The following is a 23,606-nucleotide window of genomic DNA, read 5'->3' on the forward strand; positions in this document are numbered from 1 at the left end:
AAAAAAATGCTAAAATATTCCATTAAGAGACTATTACAATCCTTGCTTACCCTATTTATAATAGTTACAGTAGTCTTTCTTCTTATGCGATTATTGCCGGAGGAAGGATATTTCGGTGCATCCTATGAAAAGCTAGATGAAAATCAAAGAGAAGCTATACTGACTAATATGGGTCTTAGGGATCCTATGCATAAGCAATTAATTGGATTTTATAAAGATCTATTAAATGGTGACTTAGGTAAATCCATTACATTTAGACCTAAGGTTCCTGTTTTAGATATTATAAAAGATAAAGTACCATATTCCTTATATTTTGGATTAGGTGCCATAGGGATATCTCTATTACTTGGAGTATCTTTGGGTATAGCCATGGCTAGAAATAAGAATAAATTCTGGGATAAGTTAGGGACAGGATATGTTGTCTTTATAAGAGCGGTACCAGCTGCAGTATATTTTTTATTTTTGCAATTATATGTAACAGGTATTTTTAAATTACCAATGTTGTTTGACATAGATAAGCCTAAAACATGGATATTACCAGTAATATCAATGTCCTTAGGAGGAATTGCAAGCTATGCTATGTGGATGAGACGCTATATGGTAGATGAGCTAAATAAAGATTATGTCAAATTAGCTAGAGCCAAAGGCTTAAAAAGCAAACAAATAATGGTAAAGCATGTATTTCGTAATGCATTCGTACCAATGGCACAATACTTACCTTCTGCAATACTTTTTACTATAGCTGGCTCAATATATATTGAATCACTATATTCGATTCCTGGTATGGGTGGATTACTTGTAGAAGTAATTAAAAGGCAAGATAACACTTTAGTGCAAGCCTTAGTACTTGTATACTCATCAATAGGTATCGTTGGATTGTTTTTAGGAGATATACTGATGGCCTTATTTGATCCTCGTATAAATTTACAGAAAAAAGGGGGCGCTAGATAATGGGGAAAGGTGTAGTAAATAAATTAACTGATTCTATAAACGAAGATTTGTTCCAGTTTGCAGAATACAATGAAGAAGAAGCTAAACGTGGAGGTTATTCAAACTACTCATATTGGCGTTCTACTTGGCAGGTTTTTATAAAAAATAGATTAGCTGTTTTCCTATTAACTCTAATGGCCGTAATATTGGTATTCACTATAATTCAACCTTATTTACCTAATCAAAAGTCACCAACTGAAATTCATATAAACCCTGAAACCAGGTTGCCACTTGCAAACAATTCTCCTAGTTCAGAGCATTGGTTTGGCACCAACTCAATTGGTCAAGATCTTTGGTCCCGTATATGGAATGGGTCTAGAACATCCTTGATGATAGGTATAACAGTAGGTATTTGGGAGGCTGTTATAGGCATTACTGTAGGCGCCATGTGGGGATATATAAGATGGCTAGATAGGCCAATGACTGAGATATACAATGTAATTAACAATATTCCTAAAACAATAATATTAGTTCTAATGACTTATATAATGAAGCCTAGTTTATATACTATGATCATTGCCATGGGATTAACATCCTGGATTGATATGGCTCGTTTTGTACGAAATTTGACTGTTATCATTAGGGATAGAGAATATAATTTAGCATCAAAATGTTTAGGTACTCCTACAAGGAGGATAATTGCCAAAAATCTACTTCCATATTTGGTTTCAGTTATTATGCTGACAATTGCATTATCTATTCCACAGACTATAGGTTATGAAGTATTCCTAACTTATATAGGTCTTGGTTTACCTGTAAGTATTCCATCACTTGGTAACCTAATAAATGAAGGAAGATCCCTTATGATGGTTGCATCTCAAAGGTATCAATTAATATTTCCCTCAATAGTTATTTCTATAATTACCATTTCGTTTTATATGATGGGGAATGTTTTTTCTGATGCAGCAGACCCTAAAAACCATGTATAGGAGGTGCACTATGGACGATAAAAAGATCATATTATCTGTAAAGGATTTAGTAATTAAATTTAAATTAAGAGGAGATACATTAACTGCCATAAGAGAAACTTCTTTAGATTTATATGAGGGAGAAAGCTTGGCCATAGTAGGGGAGTCAGGATCAGGAAAATCAGTTTTCAATAAGAGTTTTATGGGACTACTAGATGGTAATGGATGGATAGACTCTGGAAGTATAATGTTTGACGGTGAAGATATTTCAAATTATAAAACAGAGAATGATTGGATAAATATTAGAGGAAAAAAAATTGCTATGGTGTTTCAAGATCCTATGACTTCATTAAATCCTTTGAAAAATATAGGCAAGCAAGTACAAGAAGCTGTTGAATTGCATCAGGGCTTAAAAAATGAAGAGGCAAAAAAGAAAGTGCTTGAACTATTAACCGATGTAGGTATCCCTGACCCTGAAAGAAGATATAAGCAATATCCTCATGAGTTTTCAGGAGGTATGAGACAGAGGGTTGTCATAGCCATAGCCATTGCTTGTAATCCAAAGATATTAATTTGTGATGAACCTACCACAGCTTTAGATGTAACTATACAGGCTCAAATATTAGATTTGTTAAAAAATCTTAAAGAAAAATATCAATTAACTACAATATATATTACCCATGACTTGGGAGTTGTAGCTAATGTTGCAGATAGAATAGCAGTTATGTATGCAGGTGATATAGTTGAGATAGGTCAATGTGAAGAAGTATTCTACAATGGACAGCATCCATATACTTGGGCACTACTATCGTCACTTCCACAATTGGGAGTAAAAGGGGAGGATTTATTCTCTATAAAGGGTACTCCACCAAATTTATTCTATGAGATTAAGGGAGACGCTTTTGCGCCTAGAAATCCTAGAGCCCTAAAAATAGACTTTGTTGAGAGACCGCCATATTTTCAGGTAAGTCCTACACATAAAGCAAAGACATGGCTACTAGATCCACGGGCTCCAAAGGTAAATCCACCTGAATCCATAAATATATTAAGACAACAGTGGGAGGTTAGAAATAATGCCTAATAACCAAAAAGAAGTCTTATTAGAGGTAAAAGACCTAAGGGTAGAATTTGGAAAAAGAAAGAAAAATAAATTTGTAGCAGTGGAAGATGTAAGTTTTAATATTTATAAGGGAGAAACCTTTGGACTAGTAGGAGAGTCTGGTTCTGGAAAGACCACAATAGGGAGAGCCATTATACGACTCAATGAAACAGCCGGGGGAGAAATAATATTTAAGGGAAAGAAAATCAATGGAAAAATAGATAAGGAATTAGATAAAGAGGTAACTAAGAGAGTTCAAATGATATTCCAAGACCCTATGGCTTCCCTAAATGAAAGAGCAAAGGTAGATTATATTGTATCTGAAGGACTATACAATATAAAAAACTATAAAGATGAAGAAGAAAGAAAAGAAAAAGTTGAAAAGGCATTACTAGATGTTGGATTGTTGCCTGAGTTTCTCAGCCGTTTTCCACATGAGTTTTCAGGAGGTCAAAGGCAGAGAATAGGCGTTGCTAGGGCTGTAGTTATGGAGCCGGAACTGATTATAGCTGATGAACCAATATCAGCGCTTGATGTTTCTATTCGTGCCCAAGTACTTAATTTATTATCAGAATTACAAAAGAGCAAAGGATTAACATATTTATTCATTGCTCATGATTTATCTGTAGTCCGCTTTATTACAGATAGGGTAGCTGTAATTCACAAGGGTAAAATAGTAGAGCTAGCTGAAACTGAAAAGCTTTATATGAACCCATTACATCCCTATACAAGATCTTTGCTTTCAGCAATTCCATTGCCTGATCCAAGGAAAGAAAAAGAAAAAGTACTAGAGGTCTATGATCCTAGTTGTCATGATTATGAAAACAACCCACCAAAATGGGTAGAAATAGAAGCTGAACATTTTATCTTAGCTAATGATAAAGAAATAGAAGAATATATGAATATCCTAAATAAATAAAGGCTTAAAGGTTTAGCATAGTAAATAATTCTATGACCGGGGGAGTCTGTGTGTTTAAGAAACTAATAATTTTGTTAACGGGGGTGGCACTATTGCTTAGTGGTTGCAACAAGATTGAGATATCAAAGGAAGTATCTTATTCAGATGGATTAATCATTAATAGACAAGAAGATTTTAAAATTGGAGAATATGAAAATGTTAAGATAAATGATAAGAGTGAAATAATCTTAGAAGATTCAGCACTTTATGGAAAATACATTTCACCTGTTATAAATACAGAAGAGTTCGAGGAACTGGTAGCTTCATGGAATGTAAATACACCAAAAGAAACTGAAATTGAATTATCTATTCAAGTGAAGATTGAAGATGAATGGAGTATGTGGTTTTCATATGGAAAGTGGTCTGAAAGCCAATATCGAGGAAGTGTAAGCAATCAAAGTGATAGGATGGCTAATATGTCAATTGATACATTAGAAGTTCTTTTAGAAAAAGGTGCTCATGCTGTTAAATATTGTGTAGAATTAACACGGAAAGAACCTGATACACCTAGTCCAGAAGTAAGAAATGTATTTCTAGCTCTGAAGTTAATAGAAGAAACTAAGAAGGTTTTTGCTGAAGATGGGAATTATCTAGTGGAACTTGATGTTCCAGAAAGAACACAGATGCTAATACCAAATATAGGAAATGTTATATGTAGCCCTACTTCATTATCCATGGTACTAGAGTATTATGGATACGATATGGATACTGAAGAAGTAGCTAAGAAAGTATTAGATAAAGAAGCAAATATATATGGAAATTGGTCATTTAATGCTTCTTATGCAGGTACAAAGGGACTTGATGCTTATGTTGCTCGTTATACATCAGTAGATGATATAAAAGAAAAAATATCAAAAGCTATACCTGTTATTGCATCTATAAAGACAAAGTCTGAAGATATATTGATAGGTGCGCCTCAAACTTATCCAAGTGGACATCTTATAGTAGTTAGAGGATTTACAGTAAAAGATGGGGAAGAATATATAATCGTTAATGATCCTGCAGCTCCAGAGTTAGAAACAGTGCGTAGAGAATATCAGCTATCAGGATTTGAAAAAGCATGGAGCAAGATAGTATATATTCTAAGCCCAAGATTAGAATAAGGGTAATTAAATATAGATTAATAATTATTAAAGCCTTAAAGCTTATAATTCCTTTGAATATTAAGCTTTGGGGCTTTCCCCCAAAAAGATAATATAGGTGATGATTATGATAAAGGACATTATTTTAGAAGAAGTAAACTCTGCAAATCAAAAAGTTTCAATTGTGATAAAAGATTTAACTCATAATCAATGGATTTTAAAATATGATGAAAATAGAGTTTTCCCATCAGCTAGTATAATAAAAATTTTAATCATGGTAGAAGCACTAAATCAAGTTGAAAAGGGAAAGTTTTCCTTAGACCAAAAAATTAAGATTAAAGAAGAAGATAGAGTAGACTATAGTATCATTAGCGATCTTAGATTAGGGGAATACTCTTTTGTGGATTTAATTACATTGATGATAATCCTTAGTGATAATACTGCTACAAATGTTTTGATAGATTTGATTGGCTATGAAAATATTAATCAAAGGGCTAAAGAGTTAAACCTTAAGGATACAGTATTGAAAAGAAAGATGATGGACTTCAAAGCAGCAAAAGAGGGTAGAGAAAACTTGATAAGTTCAATAGATATGGCCATTCTTATGGAGAAAATCTATAATAAAAACATCCTTAGTTCTAAGATGTGTGAAACCATGATAGAAATACTATCTAAGCAAAAACATAGGGATATGTTACCTAGGTATATTTTAGACAAGGAGACAATAGCTCATAAGACAGGTGAATTAAGTGGATTAAATCATGATATAGGAATATTTTATTTAGAAAACATAGATTATCTAATAGGTATCTTTACAACAGATGGAAAAAATGATTTAGATGGTAAAAGGACAATAGGAAGAATTTCAAAGCTAGTATATGATTATTTTCTTGAAGGCAAAAATAAATAATATCTAATGAGGTGATAAACTTGAATATACACGGACAAACACTAGGAATCTTGAGTAAAATTGTAGTTCCAATTAACCTATATCCTAAATTTGACAGTGAAATGGCTGATGAAGGTTTATACGGTATGCTTGTCAAGGTATTAGAAGAGAAAGAAGATGGATGGTACTATATCGAAACTCATTATAATTATAATGGTTATGTTCATAAATCTAATATGATTATGGATGATATTAAGTCAAGAGAATGGATGAATAATGCCAAAACTGTAATTAACCATAATATAGTTGATGTAATGCCAGACCCAAGCTATAAAGGATATGTAAAAGAAGTCTTAACGAGAGGTGCCGTAGTAATTGCTACTGGAAAGGAAGTAGATAATTGGTCAGAAATTCAACTAGCTGATCAAAGTAGAGGGTGGGTTAGAACTAGTTTTATAGCTGACAAAATTACATCCTATAATATAGAAGATGAAGATTTACTGAGGAATAATTTAGTTAAAACTGCCATGTATTATTTAGGAACCCAATATAGATGGGGTGGAAAGAGTCCCTTGGGATTAGATTGTTCAGGCTTGTGTTCCATTTCCTATATGTTAAATGGAATCATAATCTATAGAGATGCAGTGCGCAAAGATGAATATATGAAAAAAATAAGTATAGAGCAAATAAAAGCGGGAGACCTATTGTTTTTCCCAGGGCATGTAGCCATGTATATAGGCGATGACAAATATATCCATTCAAGCTCAAGTATCAATGGAGTAAAAATAAATAGCTTAAATCCAAAACATGAAGATTACAAAGAGGATTTAGCAAAGACAATATCAGATATAGGTACAATTTTCTAAACTAAGATCTCATAGAGGGGAGAGTCTAATGATTAAACCGAGAATGCTAAAATTAGGAGATACAATAGGGATTGTAGCACCATCTAGTTATACCTCAGAGGAAAATATCAAGAAAGCTTATGATAAGCTTGTGGAAATGGGTTTTAAAGTAAAGATGGGGAAAAGTCCTTATGGAAGATATGGATATTTATCAGGGAATGATTCTCTTAGAGCAGAAGATATAAATCAAATGTTTATGGATAAAGAAGTAGATGGAATTATATGTATGAGAGGTGGATATGGAAGCCCGAGGATTCTTGATTTAATTGATTATGACGCTATAAAAAACAACCCAAAGGTTTTTGTTGGATATAGTGACATAACAGCCCTTCATATAGCTTTTACTCAAATATCTGGCTTGGTTACATATCATGGACCAATGGTTTCATCAGATATGATAGATGATTTTTCTGAATTTTCTAAGGACAGTTTATTTAGAGCCATAATGGATCCTCAAGTTGTGGGTATAATATCCAATCCTCCAGGAGAAGAAATAATCACTATTAATGGTGGTATAGCTGAAGGAAGTATAATAGGTGGGAACTTGTCTTTAATTGCAGCTACAATTGGCACTCCCTATGAAATAGATGTAAAGGGAAAGATTTTATTCATTGAAGAAATAGGAGAAGAACCCTATAGGATAGATAGGATGCTAAATCAATTGAGATTAGCAGGTAAATTAAATGAAGCAGAAGGAATTATACTTGGAGACTTTAAAAATTGTGAGCCACAAAAATATGATGAAAGTTTGAGTCTAGAACAAGTAATAGGAGATCATATAAAGCCAGCAGGAAAGCCTAGCATAGCTAATCTTAGGGCAGGACATTGTAACCCAATGGTTACATTGCTATTGGGTTTGAAGGCTAAGCTTGACGCAGATAAAAAAGAATTGATTATATTAGAATAATTATTAAGAAGGAGGGTTTAGATGGGAAATAGATTGATATTATGCTTTATTATGATTTCAATGTTATTTTATTTATATCCTCTTTTTGGATTTGCCCATGGTGGAGAAGATATTTCCAAAGTCCACTTTAAATCAATAGTAGTTGATAGTCACAATGATACTATGCTGAAGGTTATTGACAAAGAGACTTGGCTGCCTACATTAGATTTAAAATACGATACAGATAATCATATAGATATTCCTAAATTGAAGAAGGGCGGCTTAAATGTACTGTTTTTTGCCGCATATACTTCTGGATATCAGGACAATACACAAAGAAGTATAAGTAGAACTTTATCACTTATCAATGCATTATATTGGACTGAAGCTAACAATAGGGATACATTTAAGATTACAAAATCTTTATCAGATATAGAAAAAGCCTTATATGATGGTAAGATTGCAGCAGTTCCAACTATTGAAGGAGGATATTCTTTGGATAGAGATGAGTCCTTGGAGTTGCTTAGGCAATATAATGACTTAGGAATTAAAGCTATAGCTTTAAATTGGAACTTTTCAAATGCTTTAGGGGAAGGTGCTGATAGAACTTATAATGACATGTCAAAAACTCCATCATCAGGAGGACTTACAAAATTAGGAGAAAAAGTGGTTTTAGAAATGAATCGACTAGGAATGATAATCGATGTTTCCCATATGGCTGAAAGTACATTTTGGGATGTTATAAACACTTCGAAATCACCTATAATGGCAACTCATTCAGGTGTATATTCTCTAAAGAATCATCCTAGAAATTTAACTGATAAACAATTAAGGGCTTTAGCTAACAATGGTGGAGTAATAGGAATAGCTCTGTATCCAGGATTTTTGACAAAATCAAATCAAGCAAATATTAAAGATTATGTAGATCATATAGATTATGTAGTAGATTTAATAGGCATTGATCATGTTGCCATAGGTTCTGATTTTGATGGTGCTAGATTACCTACTGATTTAAAGGATTCTTCGGAATTGTATAACGTAACCGATGAATTGATCGCAAGAGGCTATAAAAAGGAAGATATAGAAAAAATATTAGGCAAGAATGTATTAAGAGTACTAAAGAAGGTTGAGGATTTAAGTGATAGAAAGATAAGAGAAATTGATAACAAAATGTATATAATGCCCTATCACAAGATGGGAGAGATTGTATCAGATTCAGCTCCTTTCTTAAGTGCAAAGATAGAAAGTGAAGATTTGATAGAAATCAATGAAATCAAATCTAGGATAATTGTAGATGGAATTTCATATAATGCTAATTATAATAAAGGCACATCTACTTTATCTTTAAAGATAAATAAAAGATTAAAGGAAAAATTTCATGTAGTTACCTTTGAAATCACAGATATTGAAGGTAATATTCAAAGATCAACAAGGATATTTTATATTAAATAGAATTTAAGCTATGATGAATTAAATATTTAGATGAAATAAAAAATGGTATCTTGATTTTAATAAACGAGGGGGTTTAACATGAAAATAACTGATATTAAGCTTGGACAAATCTCTGTACCTCTAAAGAGGCCTTTTAAGACTGCTCTTAGAACAGTAAACAGCATTGAAGATATAATCATTATAGTTGAAACGGATACTGGCCATTTTGGATATGGAGAGGTTCCACCTACTGGAGTAATTACAGGAGATACTACTGGAGCAATTATTGGAGCTATTGAGACCCATATAAAGAAAGCTATAATTGGAATGGATGTTGAAAACTTAGAAGAAATTATGTTAAAGATAGATAAATCATTAGTAGGGAATACTAGTGCTAAAGCAGGCATCGATATTGCAGTATATGATCTATATGGTCAATTATACAAGGCTCCCACATATAAGCTTTTAGGAGGATATCGTAAAGAAATAATTACAGATATTACTATAAGCGTAAACGATCCAGAAGAAATGGCTAGAGATAGTATAGATGCTATCAATAGGGGATATAAGACATTAAAGATTAAAGTAGGCAAGGATTCAAGTAAGGATATAGAAAGAATGAAGGCAATTAGAAAAGCAGTAGGATACAATGTAGAACTTAGAATTGATGCTAATCAGGGTTGGAAACCAAAGGAAGCAATCCATGTGCTGAATAAGATGGAGGATGCTGGTCTTAATATTGAGCTAGTAGAGCAACCAGTTGTGGGATATGATATAGAGGGTCTTAAGATGGTAACAGATAATGTATCTATTCCAGTAATGGCTGATGAAAGCATATTTTCACCTAGAGATGCAATAAAGATACTAGAAATGAGAGCTGCCGACTACTTAAATATCAAGTTAATGAAAACTGGTGGTATTCATAATGCTTTGAAAATATGTAGTTTAGCTGAGATTTATGGAGTTGAGTGCATGATAGGTTGTATGTTAGAAGCAAAAATAAGTGTAAATGCTGCGGTACATTTAGCTGCAGCTAAGAGTATAATAACAAAAATTGATTTAGATGGTCCAGTTTTATGTAGTGAAGACCCAATAGATGGAGGCTCCATTTTTAACGAATCAACTATTACATTGAGCGAAGAGCCAGGGTTTGGAATAAAAGGAATACATGGTATTAAATATATTTAGCAAAGATATTGCCAGGAAAACATAGAGTTTTTCTGGCAACTTTTATTTCAAATGAATCTTTTGATGGTGGAATACTATTTTATACAAGTTAGATGTTAGTTTATGGAATAAAAGTGATGAATTTATGGTTCTAGTAATATATAATGAAATTAAGTTAATTTTCTATCATTTTAGAATAAATATTTTAGTAATAGTATGAATAATTTTAAAAGGGGAGATCATTTTGGAACAAGAAAGTTTAACATTTATTTGCCTTATTATATGGTGTATTCTGATACTTACCTACTTTACAATTTGGAGGAACAAAGGATTTCTTCTGATTTCAACCAATATGCTCCTAGTTATAAATCTGTATTTAAATTATAAACTTAATAAAAGCAATAAATCTTAAATAGAATTATTAGGATATGAAAATGCTGTAAAGGTAGATTTTTATACTTTAAGAATTGAATCAGGTGAAGGTCCAATTTTAATATTTACTGATACTGACAGCACAAATGGATGGAAATATAGTAATAATAATATTGAAGAAATAATAAATAAACAAAAAGACCCTGATAGAAGAGGTTTTTTATATGAGCCATATTTTGTAATTTATACAGAAGTAAGTTTAGAAGATGGGGAAGTCGTTAATACATCTAAATTACCAATATACAATAGATAAAAAATGGCCCATAATTTATAAAATGAGTCGTAACAGTAGTTTTATTTGATGTAAGATGATTTAAATGTAGGGAGGTTGGATTAAATGAAAGCTGAAAAATCAAATATTAAAGTTAATAAGATTTTTGAAATAATAATATTATTGTTATTTATAACAAATGTGTATTTTTATAGTAATTTAAGTAAATTACGAACGAATGCAAATTATATTTCTAGTATTCCCTCAGCAATATCAATAGCAGCTCATGATAATGATAGATTATTTCTTTCATCACGGTTAGTGCCCCATGATATAGATAATTTAATGAATAAATTTGAAGAGATTAGCTCTAAGATAGCTAGACAATATAGTGTAAAGAATTATATAGTTGTAGAGTATAATAATGGCAATGATTTAATTATTAAAACTACTGAGAATGAAGAAGGTAAAATTCTAATTGAAGATATGTTTTTATTGGATGAATCTATTTATGAAAAGATGAAATCTAATAGTAGAAATAGAAACTAGATTATGAGTTGATGCACATCATTTATAGAATATTCATCAATGAGCATGTAAACTATGAGATATAAATCAAAACTTCACATAAACTAAACTTTAAAGTAATACCCTAAGAAATAAAATCGAGTTGGAGGAATGAAATGGAAAAGAAAATAAAAGCTATTTTAATTGACTCTGGGCGAGTATTAAATAGACCAAGAACTGGACATTGGTTTATTACTCCGGATTTTTTTACTTATGTTGATAAAAAAATATTTGATGATATTCCACCTTCAAAGGTAAGAATGGCTTTTTCAAAAGCTACTGAGTATATTTCAAAACAGAAATCTATAGTAAATTTAGATGAAGAGTATTTTCATTTTAAAAAGTATTATGATACTTTCTTCAGTTATTTACCTGAACTAAAGCTTAGTAATACAAATATAGAGAATGTAACGAAAGATTTGGTTTTTAATCCAGAAAAATATGAGTTTTATAAAGATGTCTATGATGCAATTCCACATTTGAGTAAGAAATATAAGTTAGCCGTTGTATCAGATGCTTGGCCATCATTAGAAGAAGTTTTTGTAAAGGCTGATCTTAGAGATTATTTTTCATCATTTATTATATCATCTGTATTAGGGACAAATAAACCAGAAGAGTTGATGTATAAAGCTGCTATTGATGAACTAGGTGTATCTGTTGAAGAAACAGTATTTATTGATGATAATATAATAAATTGCAATGGAGCTAAAAAGCTAGGCATTAACAGTTTTCTAATGTGTAGAGAAGTAAATCAATATTTATACCGCAAATTGACATGTAGAAAATATAAAGTAATACATAATTTAGAAAAACTTGAAAAATTACTTGATTAGGTATTATAACTAAATTATTTAAGAAGAGAATGTTATAAAGTAATAAATGCAACTGTCAGTTGACAAGAAACCAAGTGTGCTTGGTGGCTAGGCAACCAGCTTTAATGTTAATATGACACTAATAAAAAGAAAAAGAGTGTTGTTATGAAGATAGCATACAGAATTCAATGCTTTTGGGTCTTGGTATGAGGAACAAACAGCAGAGAGTATTTGGGGATCAATGATTATTCAAGTAGTTGGGTTCGCAGCCTACTTTATAGGTAAACTCATATCTAACTCTAAGCCATCTTTTATTATTAATTGGCTTAATATAATCATTGTATCGTTTATGCCAATTTCCTTGATTGCTACATTTGCTTTCAAACGAGTTATTGCCCCTTATCCAACAGACATTATGAGTGGTTTTGCTTTTATAGTAGTATGTATTCTTATTATAATTTCATCATTCTTTGCATTGAAGAAACTAGAGAAATAGGGGGTAAGAAATATGAAGAAAAAACTATTGGTAATACTAACTCTTGTCCTAGGAATATTCATGGTTTTATTCATAGGCGCATCAAGCTTTATAGGCTTACAAGTATTTTCAGGTTCAACTCAGCTTGTAACTAGCGAGGAAACTAAAGAGGTATCTGCCGCTTTTTGGGAAAAATATGATATAGATTATGAGAGCTTTTCTAATATGTATAATGTAGAAGAACTTGAAATTACATCTTCTTTTGATGAACACACTATACCTGCGGATTATATCTATGCAATAGAATCCCAAAGCAGTAAAGACAATCAGACAGTAATATTGGTTCATGGTTTAGGGGGTAATCGATATTCCAATTATCCATTTGCTGAGTATTTTCTGAAAAAAGGATACAATGTTATAACTTATGATCAGCGTAGCACAAACGAAAATACTGCTAGGTATACAACATTTGGCTATTGGGAGAAATATGACCTGATTGACTGGGTGAACTATGTGGAGCAAGAAGCTCCAGGGCAAAAAATAGGAGTATGGGGTGCTTCCTTTGGCGGGGCAACGGCAGGTTTGGCATTAGGATATGAAAACATGGACAGCAAGATTGATTTTATGATTTTAGACTGTCCAGTGAGTAGTATGAAGTGGATGGTAGAGGAAGAAATGAGGAACATGAAAATTGGGTTACCAGTATCCTATATGACATGGTGCGGAAATGTCTTAAACAAATTAAAATTAGGATTTACCTATCAGGATGCAGATGTAGCAAATGCAATGAAAGAAGTAATTACTCCAGTGCTGATTATCAATAGTAAATCTGATTCAACGACGCCTTATTTTATGGGAAAGGACATTTATGACTCCATCCCAGAAAACAATAGAGAAATTTGGACAGTAGATGATAGCAAACATTGCGATATGTGGTTAGATTACAATAAAGAATATCAAGACAAGATAGACAGCTTTATAACAAAATATGAGTAAAATAGAAATATAACCTTATATATTGTATAATAAGGTTAAAAGCACAAGAGGTGATATTTTGAATTATTTTATATATGGAGATAAAGAAATAGAATATCTGAAGAAAAAGGATAAGAAATTGGGAGCAGCTATTGATAGAGTTGGCATGATTCAGCGTGAGGTTGAACTAGATCCATTTTCATCTCTAATTTCAAGTATTGTTAGTCAGCAAATCTCTTCAAAGGCAGCTATCACAGTAAATGATAGATTAACTCAGCTTCTTGGAGAGATAAATCCTGAGAGTATTTTTAAGGCTAATTTGGATGATATACAAAAATGTGGAATGTCTGTGAGGAAGGCAACTTACATTAAAGGTATTGCAGATGCAGCAATTACAAAGCAAGTAGATTTTCACAATCTCCATACCTTGTCTGATGAAGAGATAATGAAAAAACTCACATCTCTATATGGAGTTGGAACTTGGACTGCAGAGATGCTCATGATATTTTCTCTTGGTAGAATGGATGTATTGAGTTACAATGATTTAGCCATTAGAAGAGGAATGATGAATTTATATAATTTAAAGGAGTTAACTAAGGTGGATTTTGAAAAGTATAGAAAAAGATACTCTCCATATGGATCAGTTGCTTCATTATATCTATGGGAGCTATCTGTACAATAATAATATAAATTTTGCAATCTAAAGATGAAGACTTAGCATTAAATAGGACATTCTTAAATATCGATGGAGAAAGAAAATCAGTGAAAAGAACTATTACTGGAGATTATGATAAAATAGTAAATGGAGATAGTGTAAAGATAAACTATACTAGAACTATTGAATTTGAAGGAATAGGAGAATACTTGAAGTTGAACATTCAAAGCATTAGATATGATAAAACATATGATGAGATGATATATAAGTATGATATAAGATAATAAAGATCAATAGATAGTCTGTTATTTATCATATAAAATATAGAAAAAGATGTTAACAATGCAAATAAAAGAATAATTTGATATATCTTTAAATGAATATAGGGTATAATTTGCATAAAGATAATATAGGAGAAGGTGAAAATATGAGTATTTTAGATATGATCTATGAGAAAAAAGATGAAATTCTATTAATTGCTTTCGAATATGGGGTAAATAAAATACAATTATTTGGTTCTACTTCAAGACGGGAAGATACAAAAGATAGTGATATAGATTTTTTGGTGAATTTAGATGATGATAGATCCTTATTTGACTTAATCGGATTCAAATATTCTTTGGAAGAAATATTTGATAAGAAGGTGGATGTAGTTACAATTGATTCTCTGCATAAAGACATTAAAGAAAGTGTGTTAAAGGAGATAATAGAAATATGAAAGATGATAGACTATATTTAACTCATATTTTTAAATGTATTAATAATATCGAGGATTATACTTTTAGAGGTAAAGAAGAATTTTTTGAATCAGGGCTAATACAGGATGCAGTGATTAGAAATCTTGAAGTTATAGGTGAAGCAACAAAGAACATATCTATGGATACCAAGAGTAAACATTTAGGGATTCCATGGAAAGAAATGGCCGGATTAAGAGATATCCTAATTCACAATTATTTTGGTGTAGATGTGAAAATAGTATGGAATGTAGTAGAAAATGAGCTGCCTAAAATTAAGCATTATATATATGATTTACTTAATAAAGGATAATTATTAGAATAAAGAATATTGAGAGAACAGTTATGGAGATTAATAAATTAAACTTTGTCATCTAAAAACATAGGGAATAAATTTTATTTATTGATGAATATTACTTATAATATATGTGAACTAAAGATATATTCTATTCTAGGAGGTTCTTTATGTCAAAAGTAAAAATTGTAGTCAAAGAAAGTAAATGTAGAGAGGGTTATTTGAAAGCTGGTGATGAATTTATAGTTGGAGATATTTGCCCTTCAATATGTCATGAGTTATGGAACTGTATGTATCCGTTTGTTTACACATTGCAAAATGGTGGAACTTTGGATTACGGAAATACAAAAGCTCCAAAGTTTAATATTTCTTGCCCAGATGAAGGTAGAGTTGTTATTTATGGAGAGCGAATAGAATAATAATGTTTAATGATGTATTCTTTATATTTTACATCATAAAGATAAAAAAAGGCGAAGTAAGATTTAAATTAACTATTTTTTAATTATGGAGTGTTTTAATGTAAGCAATAGCAGAACTCATAGTAGTAGTTCTTGAAAGAATGTCAATATTGATATCACTTGGAAAAACAGCAGATAAGGTTAAAGATACAAATACAGAAAATTGGTAAGGGAAATTTCATCACTATGAATCAGCTGATTCGCTACCATTTATTCTAAAATTAAGACCATTTCTTTAGGCAAGGATTTGATTTCAGAGTATAATATATCTCTAAAATCCATACTTGCCTTTTCATTTATAAATGTGGTATTAGCTACTAGTAAATCCTTACCCTTATTTATAAAGTTTTTTACATCTAATTCAGTTACTAAAGAATAACTTTCTTTTAATAATATTTGACCTTTGGAGACAAAAAATAACTTATATCCATTAGGTATAGGGATTTTTAGAATTATGTTTTTAGCGAACATATTTTTGTAACCATATATTCCAGACTTCAAGTAGTTCAAGGTATAGATCATATCTCTATAGGTAGAGGCAGTTTCAAATCGGTAGGAAGAAGCTGCTTCTTTCATTTTCTCCTCTAATTTCTCAATTAATTTCATTAAGTTCCTATCATCTGAAAAAATCTCTTGTAATATAGACTTGTTTTCTTCATAAATATCTTTTCCCATAGTAAGAGGGATTAAATTATACTCAAAATCATATCCTCCATTAATTATTTGAATTGGATAGAGATTCTTTAATGAATTAATCATTTCCACAAGGGAGAATTTTCTCCTAAAAGGTCCATAGGTATTTTCTTCTCTCTTATTCACTACAGATAAAGGGTTGTATATGTTATAATCTTCTATCTTGATATAAGCATATTTTTCATCGTTTTTAAGTTGTGTATTAAACATGGGTTTTAGTTTTTTAATTAATTCACATTCTAATAATAAGGCTTCTAAATGAGTGTCTGTAACTATATATTCTATATCATCAATCAGTGATACCATTTTTTCTATCTTACTCTGTTTGTGATTTGCTGTAAAATATGAACGTACTCTATTTTTAAGACACTTGCTTTTCCCCACATAAATAATTCTCCCATTAGAATCTTTCATTTTATATATTCCAGGAAGAGATGGAAGACTATTTAATTTCTCTATTAATCTTTGAGGAATTTTACTCATAATATCACCTTATCTTTCGCAAACAAATCATATACTTATATTATAATTGAATTAAACAAATATAAACAATGAAATATGAAATTTTATTATTCTATTGACAAGTCAGTTTACATTTTGTAAACTATAAACAAGAGTGGTTTATGAATTGTAGACTGAAAGGATGTGTTAAATATGACAGAGTATAGACTTACTGAAGCAGAAGAAAGACTTGCAGAGCTTATCTGGGCAAATGAACCAATTAATTCCCCAGATTTAGTAAAATTATGTGAAGTTGAATTTCAATGGAAGAAATCAACTACTTACACAATGTTAAGACGACTTGAACATAAAAAGATTTTCAAAAACAATAATAGCATAGTAATTTCTTTAATTAAAAGAGATGACTTCTATGGAGAACAATCTAAGATTTTTGTTGATGAAAACTTTGGTGGTTCTTTACCAAAGTTTATTGCTGCATTTACAAGGGGCAAGAAGTTAAGTGATAAAGAAGTTGAAGAACTACAAAAACTAATACAGGATCACAAAGAGTAAAGAAAGTTTTTTGAAGGGAGGAAATATAATGGATAAATTATTTTTACAAATAATAAATATGAGCATTACATCTTCTTATGTGATTTTATTTGTTTTAATTCTTAGGTTCTTCTTGAAAAAGGCACCTAAAGTTTTTTCATATGGCCTTTGGTCAATTGTATTTTTTAGATTAGTTTTTCCATTTTCATTTGAGAGTATATTTAGTCTTATATCTATTAATACAAAAACCATACCTGAGGAAATCATATACACACAATCACCACAGATCAACAGTGGTATTGTAGCAATAGATCGTGCAGTAAATAATTATTTACCTTCACCTACTATTGGTGCCAGTGTAAACCCTATGGAAATATGGATTTTCCTAGGTCAAACAATATGGCTACTAGGTATAGGAGTTCTAATAATTTATACAGTCTATACAAGTATAAGCTTATCAAAAAGACTTAAATCAGCAAAATTATTATATGGTAATGTTTTTGAAACAAACAATATAAAAACTCCATTTGTATTTGGATTAGTAAATCCAAAGATATATCTACCAACTGATCTATCCCAGACTGAAATGCCTTATATAATAAAACATGAGGAAACCCACATTAAAAGATATGATCATATTCTAAAGTTATTATGCTTCTTAATAGTCTCAGTTCACTGGTTTAATCCTCTAGTTTGGCTATCATTTTTCCTTATGAGCAAGGATATGGAACTATCCTGCGATGAAAAGGTATTAAAAGAAATGGGACCAAATATTAAAAAGGATTATTCCAACTCCCTTTTAACATTAGCTACTGGCAAAAGAATTATTGGCGGATCTCCATTGGCCTTTGGTGAGAATAATACAAAAGGGAGAATTAAAAATATTTTAAACTATAAGAAACCTGGATTTTGGATGACTATAATAGGGATTGTTGTAGTAGTCATTGCAGCTGTAGGCTTGTTAAGTAATCCAAAGGAGAAGAAAGTTAATTCATCAGAAGTATTAGATAAAATGGCAGTAGAAGACTATGCTAAGGAGTTTATAAATCAGCAAATTGCTATGTATGAAGATCCTGAAGGTGGGTGGCAAGGATTTAAGATTATAGATAGTAAGATTACTAAACTAGAGAAGTTAGTAACATTTGATAATATACTTTCATCACCAGTAGAGATATGGAGTTTGGAATTTAGGCTGAAACCAGACGATATCACTAAGGTTGCCATGGCAGGTGGAATGCAGGAAGAAGATGGATGGATTACTGATGACTCTAGTATGGGGAAACCATTTATGGCTTTTGCCAATGAAGGGAATAACATGAAATACCTAGGAGCATTTTATCCTCAAGAATTTGGCTTTGATACTTTAGCTAAACAAGAAATAAGTCTTCGAATTATGCTGGAGAGTAAAGGTTTATTACCTAATGAAAGTTATAAAAGTGATCATGTAGTTATTAGATTTCCATTATCTACAGGAGAAATTAGCCAACTACTTTTATCTCAACCAGTTGACCAAGGAGATAAGGGGATTTGGGTTGTAGAGAGATGGATGGATGGGAATGGAAATGTTTATCATGAGTTTCCTGATACGGATTTAAGAATAGAAGAAAAGTATAAAGAATTACAAATGGGATTTAATAATGGTGAAAATTTGTTTTTAGGAGATCCAGTTGATGTAGGAATGTTTTTTATTCATATTACCTTAGGTCAAGTTCAAGTTAAAGAGACAGATTTAACTATTATAAATCCAGCAAAAATAGAAGACTTTATTGAAATAAATGGATTTAATAAAAACCCAAGCTTAGAAGATCATGCTAAGGAATTGGAAAAAAAGATTAAAGAATTACTAATTAATGAGTTAAAAAATAGAATTAAGGGACATTTGGCTGGATATATAGTGTTTGATGGAAATACCTTGTATTTAGATGAAGTTGAAATAATTACAAGAGAAGATAAGGATAGAGCTGCAGAGCTAGATTTAAAAGATATTGATATGCCTAATGGCTATTATATCCACAATCCAAGCAATGGAAAAACATCTTTTGAATTAACAGATGAAACTTCATATAGCTTTACTGATTATAATCTTCTCTTTGTAGAAAATCCAGAAGGTCAAAGACTTTATACAACAAGAAACAGAGAAGAGTTTATGCAACACTTAACTACATCATATACAGATGATCCACCTGCTCAAAAAGTACCATTCTTTATTGAAGTAAAGGATGGTAAGGTAATAAGTATTATAGAAGAATTTATATTTACACAATAAAGCTTATTATTCCAATCCTATGTAAGGACCCTTGTGTCCTTACATAGGATTGACCATATCTATCCCATATTTTTTAGTCTTTGGATCCATGAATATAGGCAATTTTGGAGTATAAAAGGTAAATAAAATAAAACTAGATCCTATTAAGATAAATATAATTAACCCAAGAATATTTGTCATATTACTAAATTCTTTCTTCATTATCTTGTAACTAATTAATTGACATATTAATGCACCCACTAGAAAAGAGCCAATATCAATAAATGTTACAGCTTCTTTTGTTATTGAAGTATATGCGTAGAATACTATAACTATAAATATTTCCATGGCGAGAACTCCAATAGCTTTTCCAATAAAGAAACTATTTGTATCATTTTTAATAAAGCCGTATTCAATAATAGAGAATAATAAGAGAGAAAAATATCCTAGCTTTAGATGTTCCCAAACACTTTCATTGACAGGGCTGAAAATAGCTACTATACTAGATTCTCCAGACCATTTGTAAGTAAAATGAAGTAGAGAACCAACTATAATTATCCAGAAAAAACCTACTGTCTCCCATTTCTTTATTTTAGTATAATTACGATACATGCCATCACCTCTAGAGATATTATCTCCTTATGCAGTGCAGTTATTCATCCTCTATTATCTTCATTCCCAAATAGTTTCTGTGGTATTTATATTAATGATATGTTCATCAATAGCGAAGGTTTTATCGTCAATCCACATAAGTTTATTATCTGCACCAAAACCACCAACAAATACTCTTTTTCTATGCTTAAATGTATTTAAATATAGCCTATCTAGGTAGATTAAAGTATTTCCACCAGTTGCACCACCATCAACAAGATACATAGAAATCTGATGATTAGAGTCGGGAGATTTATTTTGCTCTATTAAAGTAGTACTTCCGAAGCCATATCCTATAAATAATATTAACATTATCCCTAAGATTGCAATAAAGTATGTAGAAGCAGCTAGTATCATAGATCTCCAATGAGATTTTCTACAGCTTAAAAGAGGATAAAGTAGAAAAATTGGCATAGCTAAGAATATATCTTTTATTGATAAAACTAGAGTCAATAGGGTAATCAACGCAATTAAAAGTTGACTAACTCTAAAATCACTTTTTTTCTTTATTGATATGAATACTATAAAAGTCATTATAAAGTAAACCACATAATAGCCATATTGAACCCTATCTGATATAAAAGAAAAATTGAATAAATTAAGTATAGCAACAAATACTAACAATCCCCATATTGAAAATAATACTTTCTTTTCTTTAGCCAAGTTTCTTATACTTTTCATATACGAACACCCCACTTTGCTTACTAATATATCATGAGTAAGTGAGATTAAGCAATTATTTAGCTACATAAGTATAATTAGAGATAAGTAATATATTTAGGGTAAAAGAATGATATACTTATATATAGATGATTTTTTAGCAGATAATCATGCAATTATGATGTATGCACCTTTTCTTGAGGAAGGAGTATTAAATGATTAAATTAACCATAGAGGATATAGAAATAGAAGTAGCAAAAAAGAATATAAAAACCATACGCTTATCAGTGCATCCACCTAATGGACAAGTAAAGATTTCAGCACCTAATAGAATGACAGATGAAAGTATTAGATTATTTATTATATCTAGATTAGCTTGGATAAAGAAACAGCAGTTAAAGTTTGAAAATCAAGAAAAGATTCCAGAACTAGAATATGTCTCTGGAGAAGAACATTATTATTTTGGTCAAAGATATTTACTTAATGTAATCACTGAAGATATTAACAAAGCTAAAGTTGAGATTAGAAGTAATAAATTCATAGACTTATATGTTAGAGAAGGAAGCGATAAAGGAAAAAGAGCAGCTACTATGAAAGAGTGGTATCGAAAGGAATTGAAGTCTTTGATTCCGTCAATGATAGAGAAATGGGAAAATATAATGGGACTGAAAATCAATGAATGGGGAGTTAAACAGATGAAAACCAGATGGGGTACTTGTAATATCAATGCCAAGAGAATTTGGTTGAATCTAGAGTTAGCTAAAAAACCATATCATTGTCTTGAATACATTATAGTCCACGAAATAGCTCATCTAATAGAAAGAGGTCATGGACCTAAGTTTAAGGCTATAATGGATGAATATTATCCAAATTGGAGAAATGTAAAAGCTGAGTTAAATGGAATGATATTTCAAGATTAGTGGAGTTAATGAAGGAGGAGAAAATTATTATGAAGTACAATTTTGATGAAGTAGTTGATAGGAAAAACTCGAATTCAATTAAATGGATGGCACCAAGGTTAGAATATGGTGATGAGGATATTTTACCTATGTGGATTGCAGATATGGACTTTAAAGTGGCAGATGAAATACTCAATGGATTGAAGGGACCAATTGAACATGGAATACTAGGATATGATATTAATCCAGATTCATTCTATGAAATAATAATTAATTGGATCTATGACAAACATAATTGGAAGATAGAAAAGGAATGGATAACATTTGTACCTGGGGTTGTTCCAGCAATTGGTATTGCAGTAAGGGCATTCACTAAAGAAAATGATGGGGCATTATTGCAATCACCAGTATACCATCCCTTCTATAAAATATTAAAGAATAATAATAGGGTGGCTGTTGAAAATCATTTAGTTTTTGATGGAAACAGGTATATATTGGATTTTGAGGATATGAGGAGTAAGATTAGTGAGAAAACTAAATTGGCTATATCTTGTAGCCCTCATAATCCTGTAGGTAGGGTGTGGACCAAGGAAGAACTTGAAGAGTATGGACGAATATGTCTTGAAAACAATATGATTATATTATCAGATGAAATACATTCAGACATAACATATAAAAATCATAAGCATATACCAATAGCTTCCATATCAAGAGAGCTTGAATTGAATACTATTACATTTATGGCACCTAGTAAAACTTTTAATATTGCAGGTTTATTTGCCTCTATAGCTATTATTCCAAATGAAGATATGAGAAAAGCCTATAATCAGGCCATAGATGTTTTGGGTCTTCATCATGCTAATACCCTTTCTGTTGCAGGATTTGAAGCAGCATATAAATATGGCAAGGAATGGTTGGCAGAGGTATTAGAGTATATAGAAGGAAATGCTGATTTTGCAACAGAATACATTAAAAAGAATATTCCAGAAGTAGTAGCATATAAGCCCGATGGTACCTACTTAATGTGGCTTGATTTCAATAAACTAGGCAAGACCTCTGATGAAGTAAATGAACTTTTAATTAAAAAGGGCAAGGTATTATTAAATAATGGGAAGGATTTTGGTACTGGTGGAGATGGTTATTTTAGATTTAATATAGCTTGCCCAAGGATAGTACTAGAAGATGCATTAAAGAGGATAGCAGTGGCTGTACAGGAGTAACGGTACAGGGATATACTGGGATAAAATAAAGAATGACGAAAGAATGAGCTCAGAAAAAGTAAAAAATTCCCATCTCTATTTAGGTTAAGAGTTGGCAAATATAGAATAATATATTATATTGAAAATGAGAATATAATTATATCTGAAGTTGATATTAGAGGGGATATATACAAGTAATAAAGGTGATAAAACATAGGTAATATCTTAATAATTGCCTATGTTTTATTTATAGTATTATTTAGAGTCCTTGTTGATACTTTAGAAATACATAGATTTGATTGATAAATTTCATGTTAAATGTACATAAGTAGATTTA

26 protein-coding genes and 1 pseudogene are annotated in these 23,606 nt (G+C 31.0%); 24 read left to right on the forward strand and 3 right to left on the reverse strand.

All coding sequences use genetic code 11. From position 1 onward, the window contains the following. Positions 1-6: 6 nt before the first annotated feature. From RIN63_RS02190 to RIN63_RS02280, 19 genes are all read left to right on the forward strand, one after another. On the forward strand, positions 7-951 hold the full coding sequence (locus tag RIN63_RS02190) for an ABC transporter permease (RefSeq protein ID WP_310443015.1): 945 nt from the start codon (positions 7-9) through the stop codon (positions 949-951). Then, entirely contained in the window at positions 951-1,919 is a 969-nt protein-coding gene (locus RIN63_RS02195) for an ABC transporter permease (protein ID WP_310443016.1), read from the forward strand. Before RIN63_RS02190 ends, RIN63_RS02195 begins: the two co-directional genes overlap by 1 nt. 10 nt (positions 1,920-1,929) lie before the next feature. Next, positions 1,930-2,979 (forward strand): ABC transporter ATP-binding protein, encoded by a 1,050-nt coding sequence (locus RIN63_RS02200; RefSeq protein ID WP_310443017.1) that lies wholly within the window; start codon positions 1,930-1,932, stop codon positions 2,977-2,979. Continuing rightward, positions 2,972-3,916: an ATP-binding cassette domain-containing protein gene (locus tag RIN63_RS02205; protein ID WP_310443018.1), complete on the forward strand. Its 945-nt coding sequence runs from the start codon at positions 2,972-2,974 to the stop codon at positions 3,914-3,916. The genes RIN63_RS02200 and RIN63_RS02205 overlap by 8 nt, the downstream gene beginning before the upstream one ends. Before the next feature lie 50 nt (positions 3,917-3,966). Next, positions 3,967-5,058, forward strand: coding sequence for a peptidase C39 family protein (locus RIN63_RS02210; protein ID WP_310443019.1), 1,092 nt, complete (start codon positions 3,967-3,969; stop codon positions 5,056-5,058). Between the two features lie 106 nt (positions 5,059-5,164). After that, positions 5,165-5,947 carry a serine hydrolase gene (locus tag RIN63_RS02215; protein WP_310443020.1) on the forward strand — a complete coding sequence of 261 codons (783 nt, stop codon included), beginning with the start codon at positions 5,165-5,167 and terminating at the stop codon, positions 5,945-5,947. 20 nt (positions 5,948-5,967) lie between these two features. Then, positions 5,968-6,792: an SH3 domain-containing C40 family peptidase gene (locus tag RIN63_RS02220; RefSeq protein WP_310443021.1), complete on the forward strand. Its 825-nt coding sequence runs from the start codon at positions 5,968-5,970 to the stop codon at positions 6,790-6,792. Between the two features lie 28 nt (positions 6,793-6,820). Further along, the gene (locus RIN63_RS02225; protein ID WP_310443022.1) at positions 6,821-7,738 is read left to right on the forward strand and encodes an LD-carboxypeptidase; all 918 of its coding nucleotides are present in this window, start codon (positions 6,821-6,823) and stop codon (positions 7,736-7,738) included. 21 nt (positions 7,739-7,759) lie between these two features. Further along, positions 7,760-9,169 carry a dipeptidase gene (locus RIN63_RS02230; protein ID WP_310443023.1) on the forward strand — a complete coding sequence of 470 codons (1,410 nt, stop codon included), beginning with the start codon at positions 7,760-7,762 and terminating at the stop codon, positions 9,167-9,169. A gap of 78 nt (positions 9,170-9,247) precedes the next feature. Continuing rightward, complete coding sequence (locus RIN63_RS02235) at positions 9,248-10,336, forward strand: dipeptide epimerase (protein WP_310443024.1); 1,089 nt, start codon at positions 9,248-9,250, stop codon at positions 10,334-10,336. Positions 10,337-11,084: 748 nt separating this feature from the next. Next, positions 11,085-11,507: a hypothetical protein gene (locus tag RIN63_RS02240; RefSeq protein ID WP_310443025.1), complete on the forward strand. Its 423-nt coding sequence runs from the start codon at positions 11,085-11,087 to the stop codon at positions 11,505-11,507. Between the two features lie 134 nt (positions 11,508-11,641). After that, on the forward strand, positions 11,642-12,358 hold the full coding sequence (locus RIN63_RS02245; protein WP_310443026.1) for an HAD-IA family hydrolase: 717 nt from the start codon (positions 11,642-11,644) through the stop codon (positions 12,356-12,358). A gap of 220 nt (positions 12,359-12,578) precedes the next feature. Beyond that, complete coding sequence (locus RIN63_RS02250) at positions 12,579-12,833, forward strand: hypothetical protein (protein WP_310443027.1); 255 nt, start codon at positions 12,579-12,581, stop codon at positions 12,831-12,833. 12 nt (positions 12,834-12,845) lie between these two features. Continuing rightward, entirely contained in the window at positions 12,846-13,808 is a 963-nt protein-coding gene (locus tag RIN63_RS02255; RefSeq protein WP_310443028.1) for an alpha/beta hydrolase, read from the forward strand. A 58-nt stretch (positions 13,809-13,866) separates the two neighbouring features. Next, complete coding sequence (locus RIN63_RS02260) at positions 13,867-14,469, forward strand: hypothetical protein (protein ID WP_310443029.1); 603 nt, start codon at positions 13,867-13,869, stop codon at positions 14,467-14,469. 11 nt (positions 14,470-14,480) lie between these two features. Then, positions 14,481-14,726, forward strand: coding sequence for a hypothetical protein (locus RIN63_RS02265; protein ID WP_310443030.1), 246 nt, complete (start codon positions 14,481-14,483; stop codon positions 14,724-14,726). 143 nt (positions 14,727-14,869) lie between these two features. Then, positions 14,870-15,160, forward strand: coding sequence for a nucleotidyltransferase domain-containing protein (locus RIN63_RS02270; protein WP_310443031.1), 291 nt, complete (start codon positions 14,870-14,872; stop codon positions 15,158-15,160). Beyond that, the gene (locus RIN63_RS02275) at positions 15,157-15,489 is read left to right on the forward strand and encodes a DUF86 domain-containing protein (RefSeq protein ID WP_310443032.1); all 333 of its coding nucleotides are present in this window, start codon (positions 15,157-15,159) and stop codon (positions 15,487-15,489) included. The genes RIN63_RS02270 and RIN63_RS02275 overlap by 4 nt, the downstream gene beginning before the upstream one ends. 152 nt (positions 15,490-15,641) lie before the next feature. Continuing rightward, the gene (locus RIN63_RS02280) at positions 15,642-15,890 is read left to right on the forward strand and encodes a TIGR04076 family protein (protein ID WP_310443033.1); all 249 of its coding nucleotides are present in this window, start codon (positions 15,642-15,644) and stop codon (positions 15,888-15,890) included. Between the two features lie 249 nt (positions 15,891-16,139). On the opposite strand, the gene RIN63_RS02285 is transcribed toward RIN63_RS02280, so the two are convergent. Then, positions 16,140-17,105: a GIY-YIG nuclease family protein gene (locus tag RIN63_RS02285; RefSeq protein WP_310443034.1), complete on the reverse strand. Its 966-nt coding sequence runs from the start codon at positions 17,103-17,105 to the stop codon at positions 16,140-16,142. Positions 17,106-17,276: 171 nt separating this feature from the next. Between RIN63_RS02285 and RIN63_RS02290 the strand changes: the two genes are divergently transcribed. After that, the gene (locus RIN63_RS02290; RefSeq protein ID WP_310443035.1) at positions 17,277-17,636 is read left to right on the forward strand and encodes a BlaI/MecI/CopY family transcriptional regulator; all 360 of its coding nucleotides are present in this window, start codon (positions 17,277-17,279) and stop codon (positions 17,634-17,636) included. Between the two features lie 28 nt (positions 17,637-17,664). Beyond that, positions 17,665-19,881, forward strand: a complete 2,217-nt coding sequence (locus tag RIN63_RS02295) for a M56 family metallopeptidase (protein WP_310443036.1) — start codon at positions 17,665-17,667, stop codon at positions 19,879-19,881. A gap of 39 nt (positions 19,882-19,920) precedes the next feature. Here RIN63_RS02295 and RIN63_RS02300 read toward each other — a convergent pair whose 3' ends face one another. After that, positions 19,921-20,472 (reverse strand): DUF6512 family protein, encoded by a 552-nt coding sequence (locus tag RIN63_RS02300; RefSeq protein ID WP_310443037.1) that lies wholly within the window; start codon positions 20,470-20,472, stop codon positions 19,921-19,923. 60 nt (positions 20,473-20,532) lie between these two features. Further along, positions 20,533-21,192: a DUF5412 family protein gene (locus tag RIN63_RS02305; protein ID WP_310443038.1), complete on the reverse strand. Its 660-nt coding sequence runs from the start codon at positions 21,190-21,192 to the stop codon at positions 20,533-20,535. A 194-nt stretch (positions 21,193-21,386) separates the two neighbouring features. Between RIN63_RS02305 and RIN63_RS02310 the strand changes: the two genes are divergently transcribed. The 3 genes and pseudogenes from RIN63_RS02310 to RIN63_RS15370 form a co-directional block, all read left to right on the forward strand. Continuing rightward, positions 21,387-22,091: a SprT family zinc-dependent metalloprotease gene (locus tag RIN63_RS02310; RefSeq protein WP_310443039.1), complete on the forward strand. Its 705-nt coding sequence runs from the start codon at positions 21,387-21,389 to the stop codon at positions 22,089-22,091. 29 nt (positions 22,092-22,120) lie between these two features. Continuing rightward, positions 22,121-23,290, forward strand: a complete 1,170-nt coding sequence (locus tag RIN63_RS02315; RefSeq protein ID WP_310443040.1) for a MalY/PatB family protein — start codon at positions 22,121-22,123, stop codon at positions 23,288-23,290. A 63-nt stretch (positions 23,291-23,353) separates the two neighbouring features. Continuing rightward, a pseudogene (locus tag RIN63_RS15370) lies at positions 23,354-23,467 on the forward strand (type II toxin-antitoxin system RelE/ParE family toxin); the annotation flags it as partial. Positions 23,468-23,606: the final 139 nt, after the last annotated feature.

Origin of the sequence: Tissierella sp. (assembly GCF_031460495.1) — a bacterium.
GTDB lineage: Bacteria > Bacillota > Clostridia > Tissierellales > Tissierellaceae > JAVKTS01.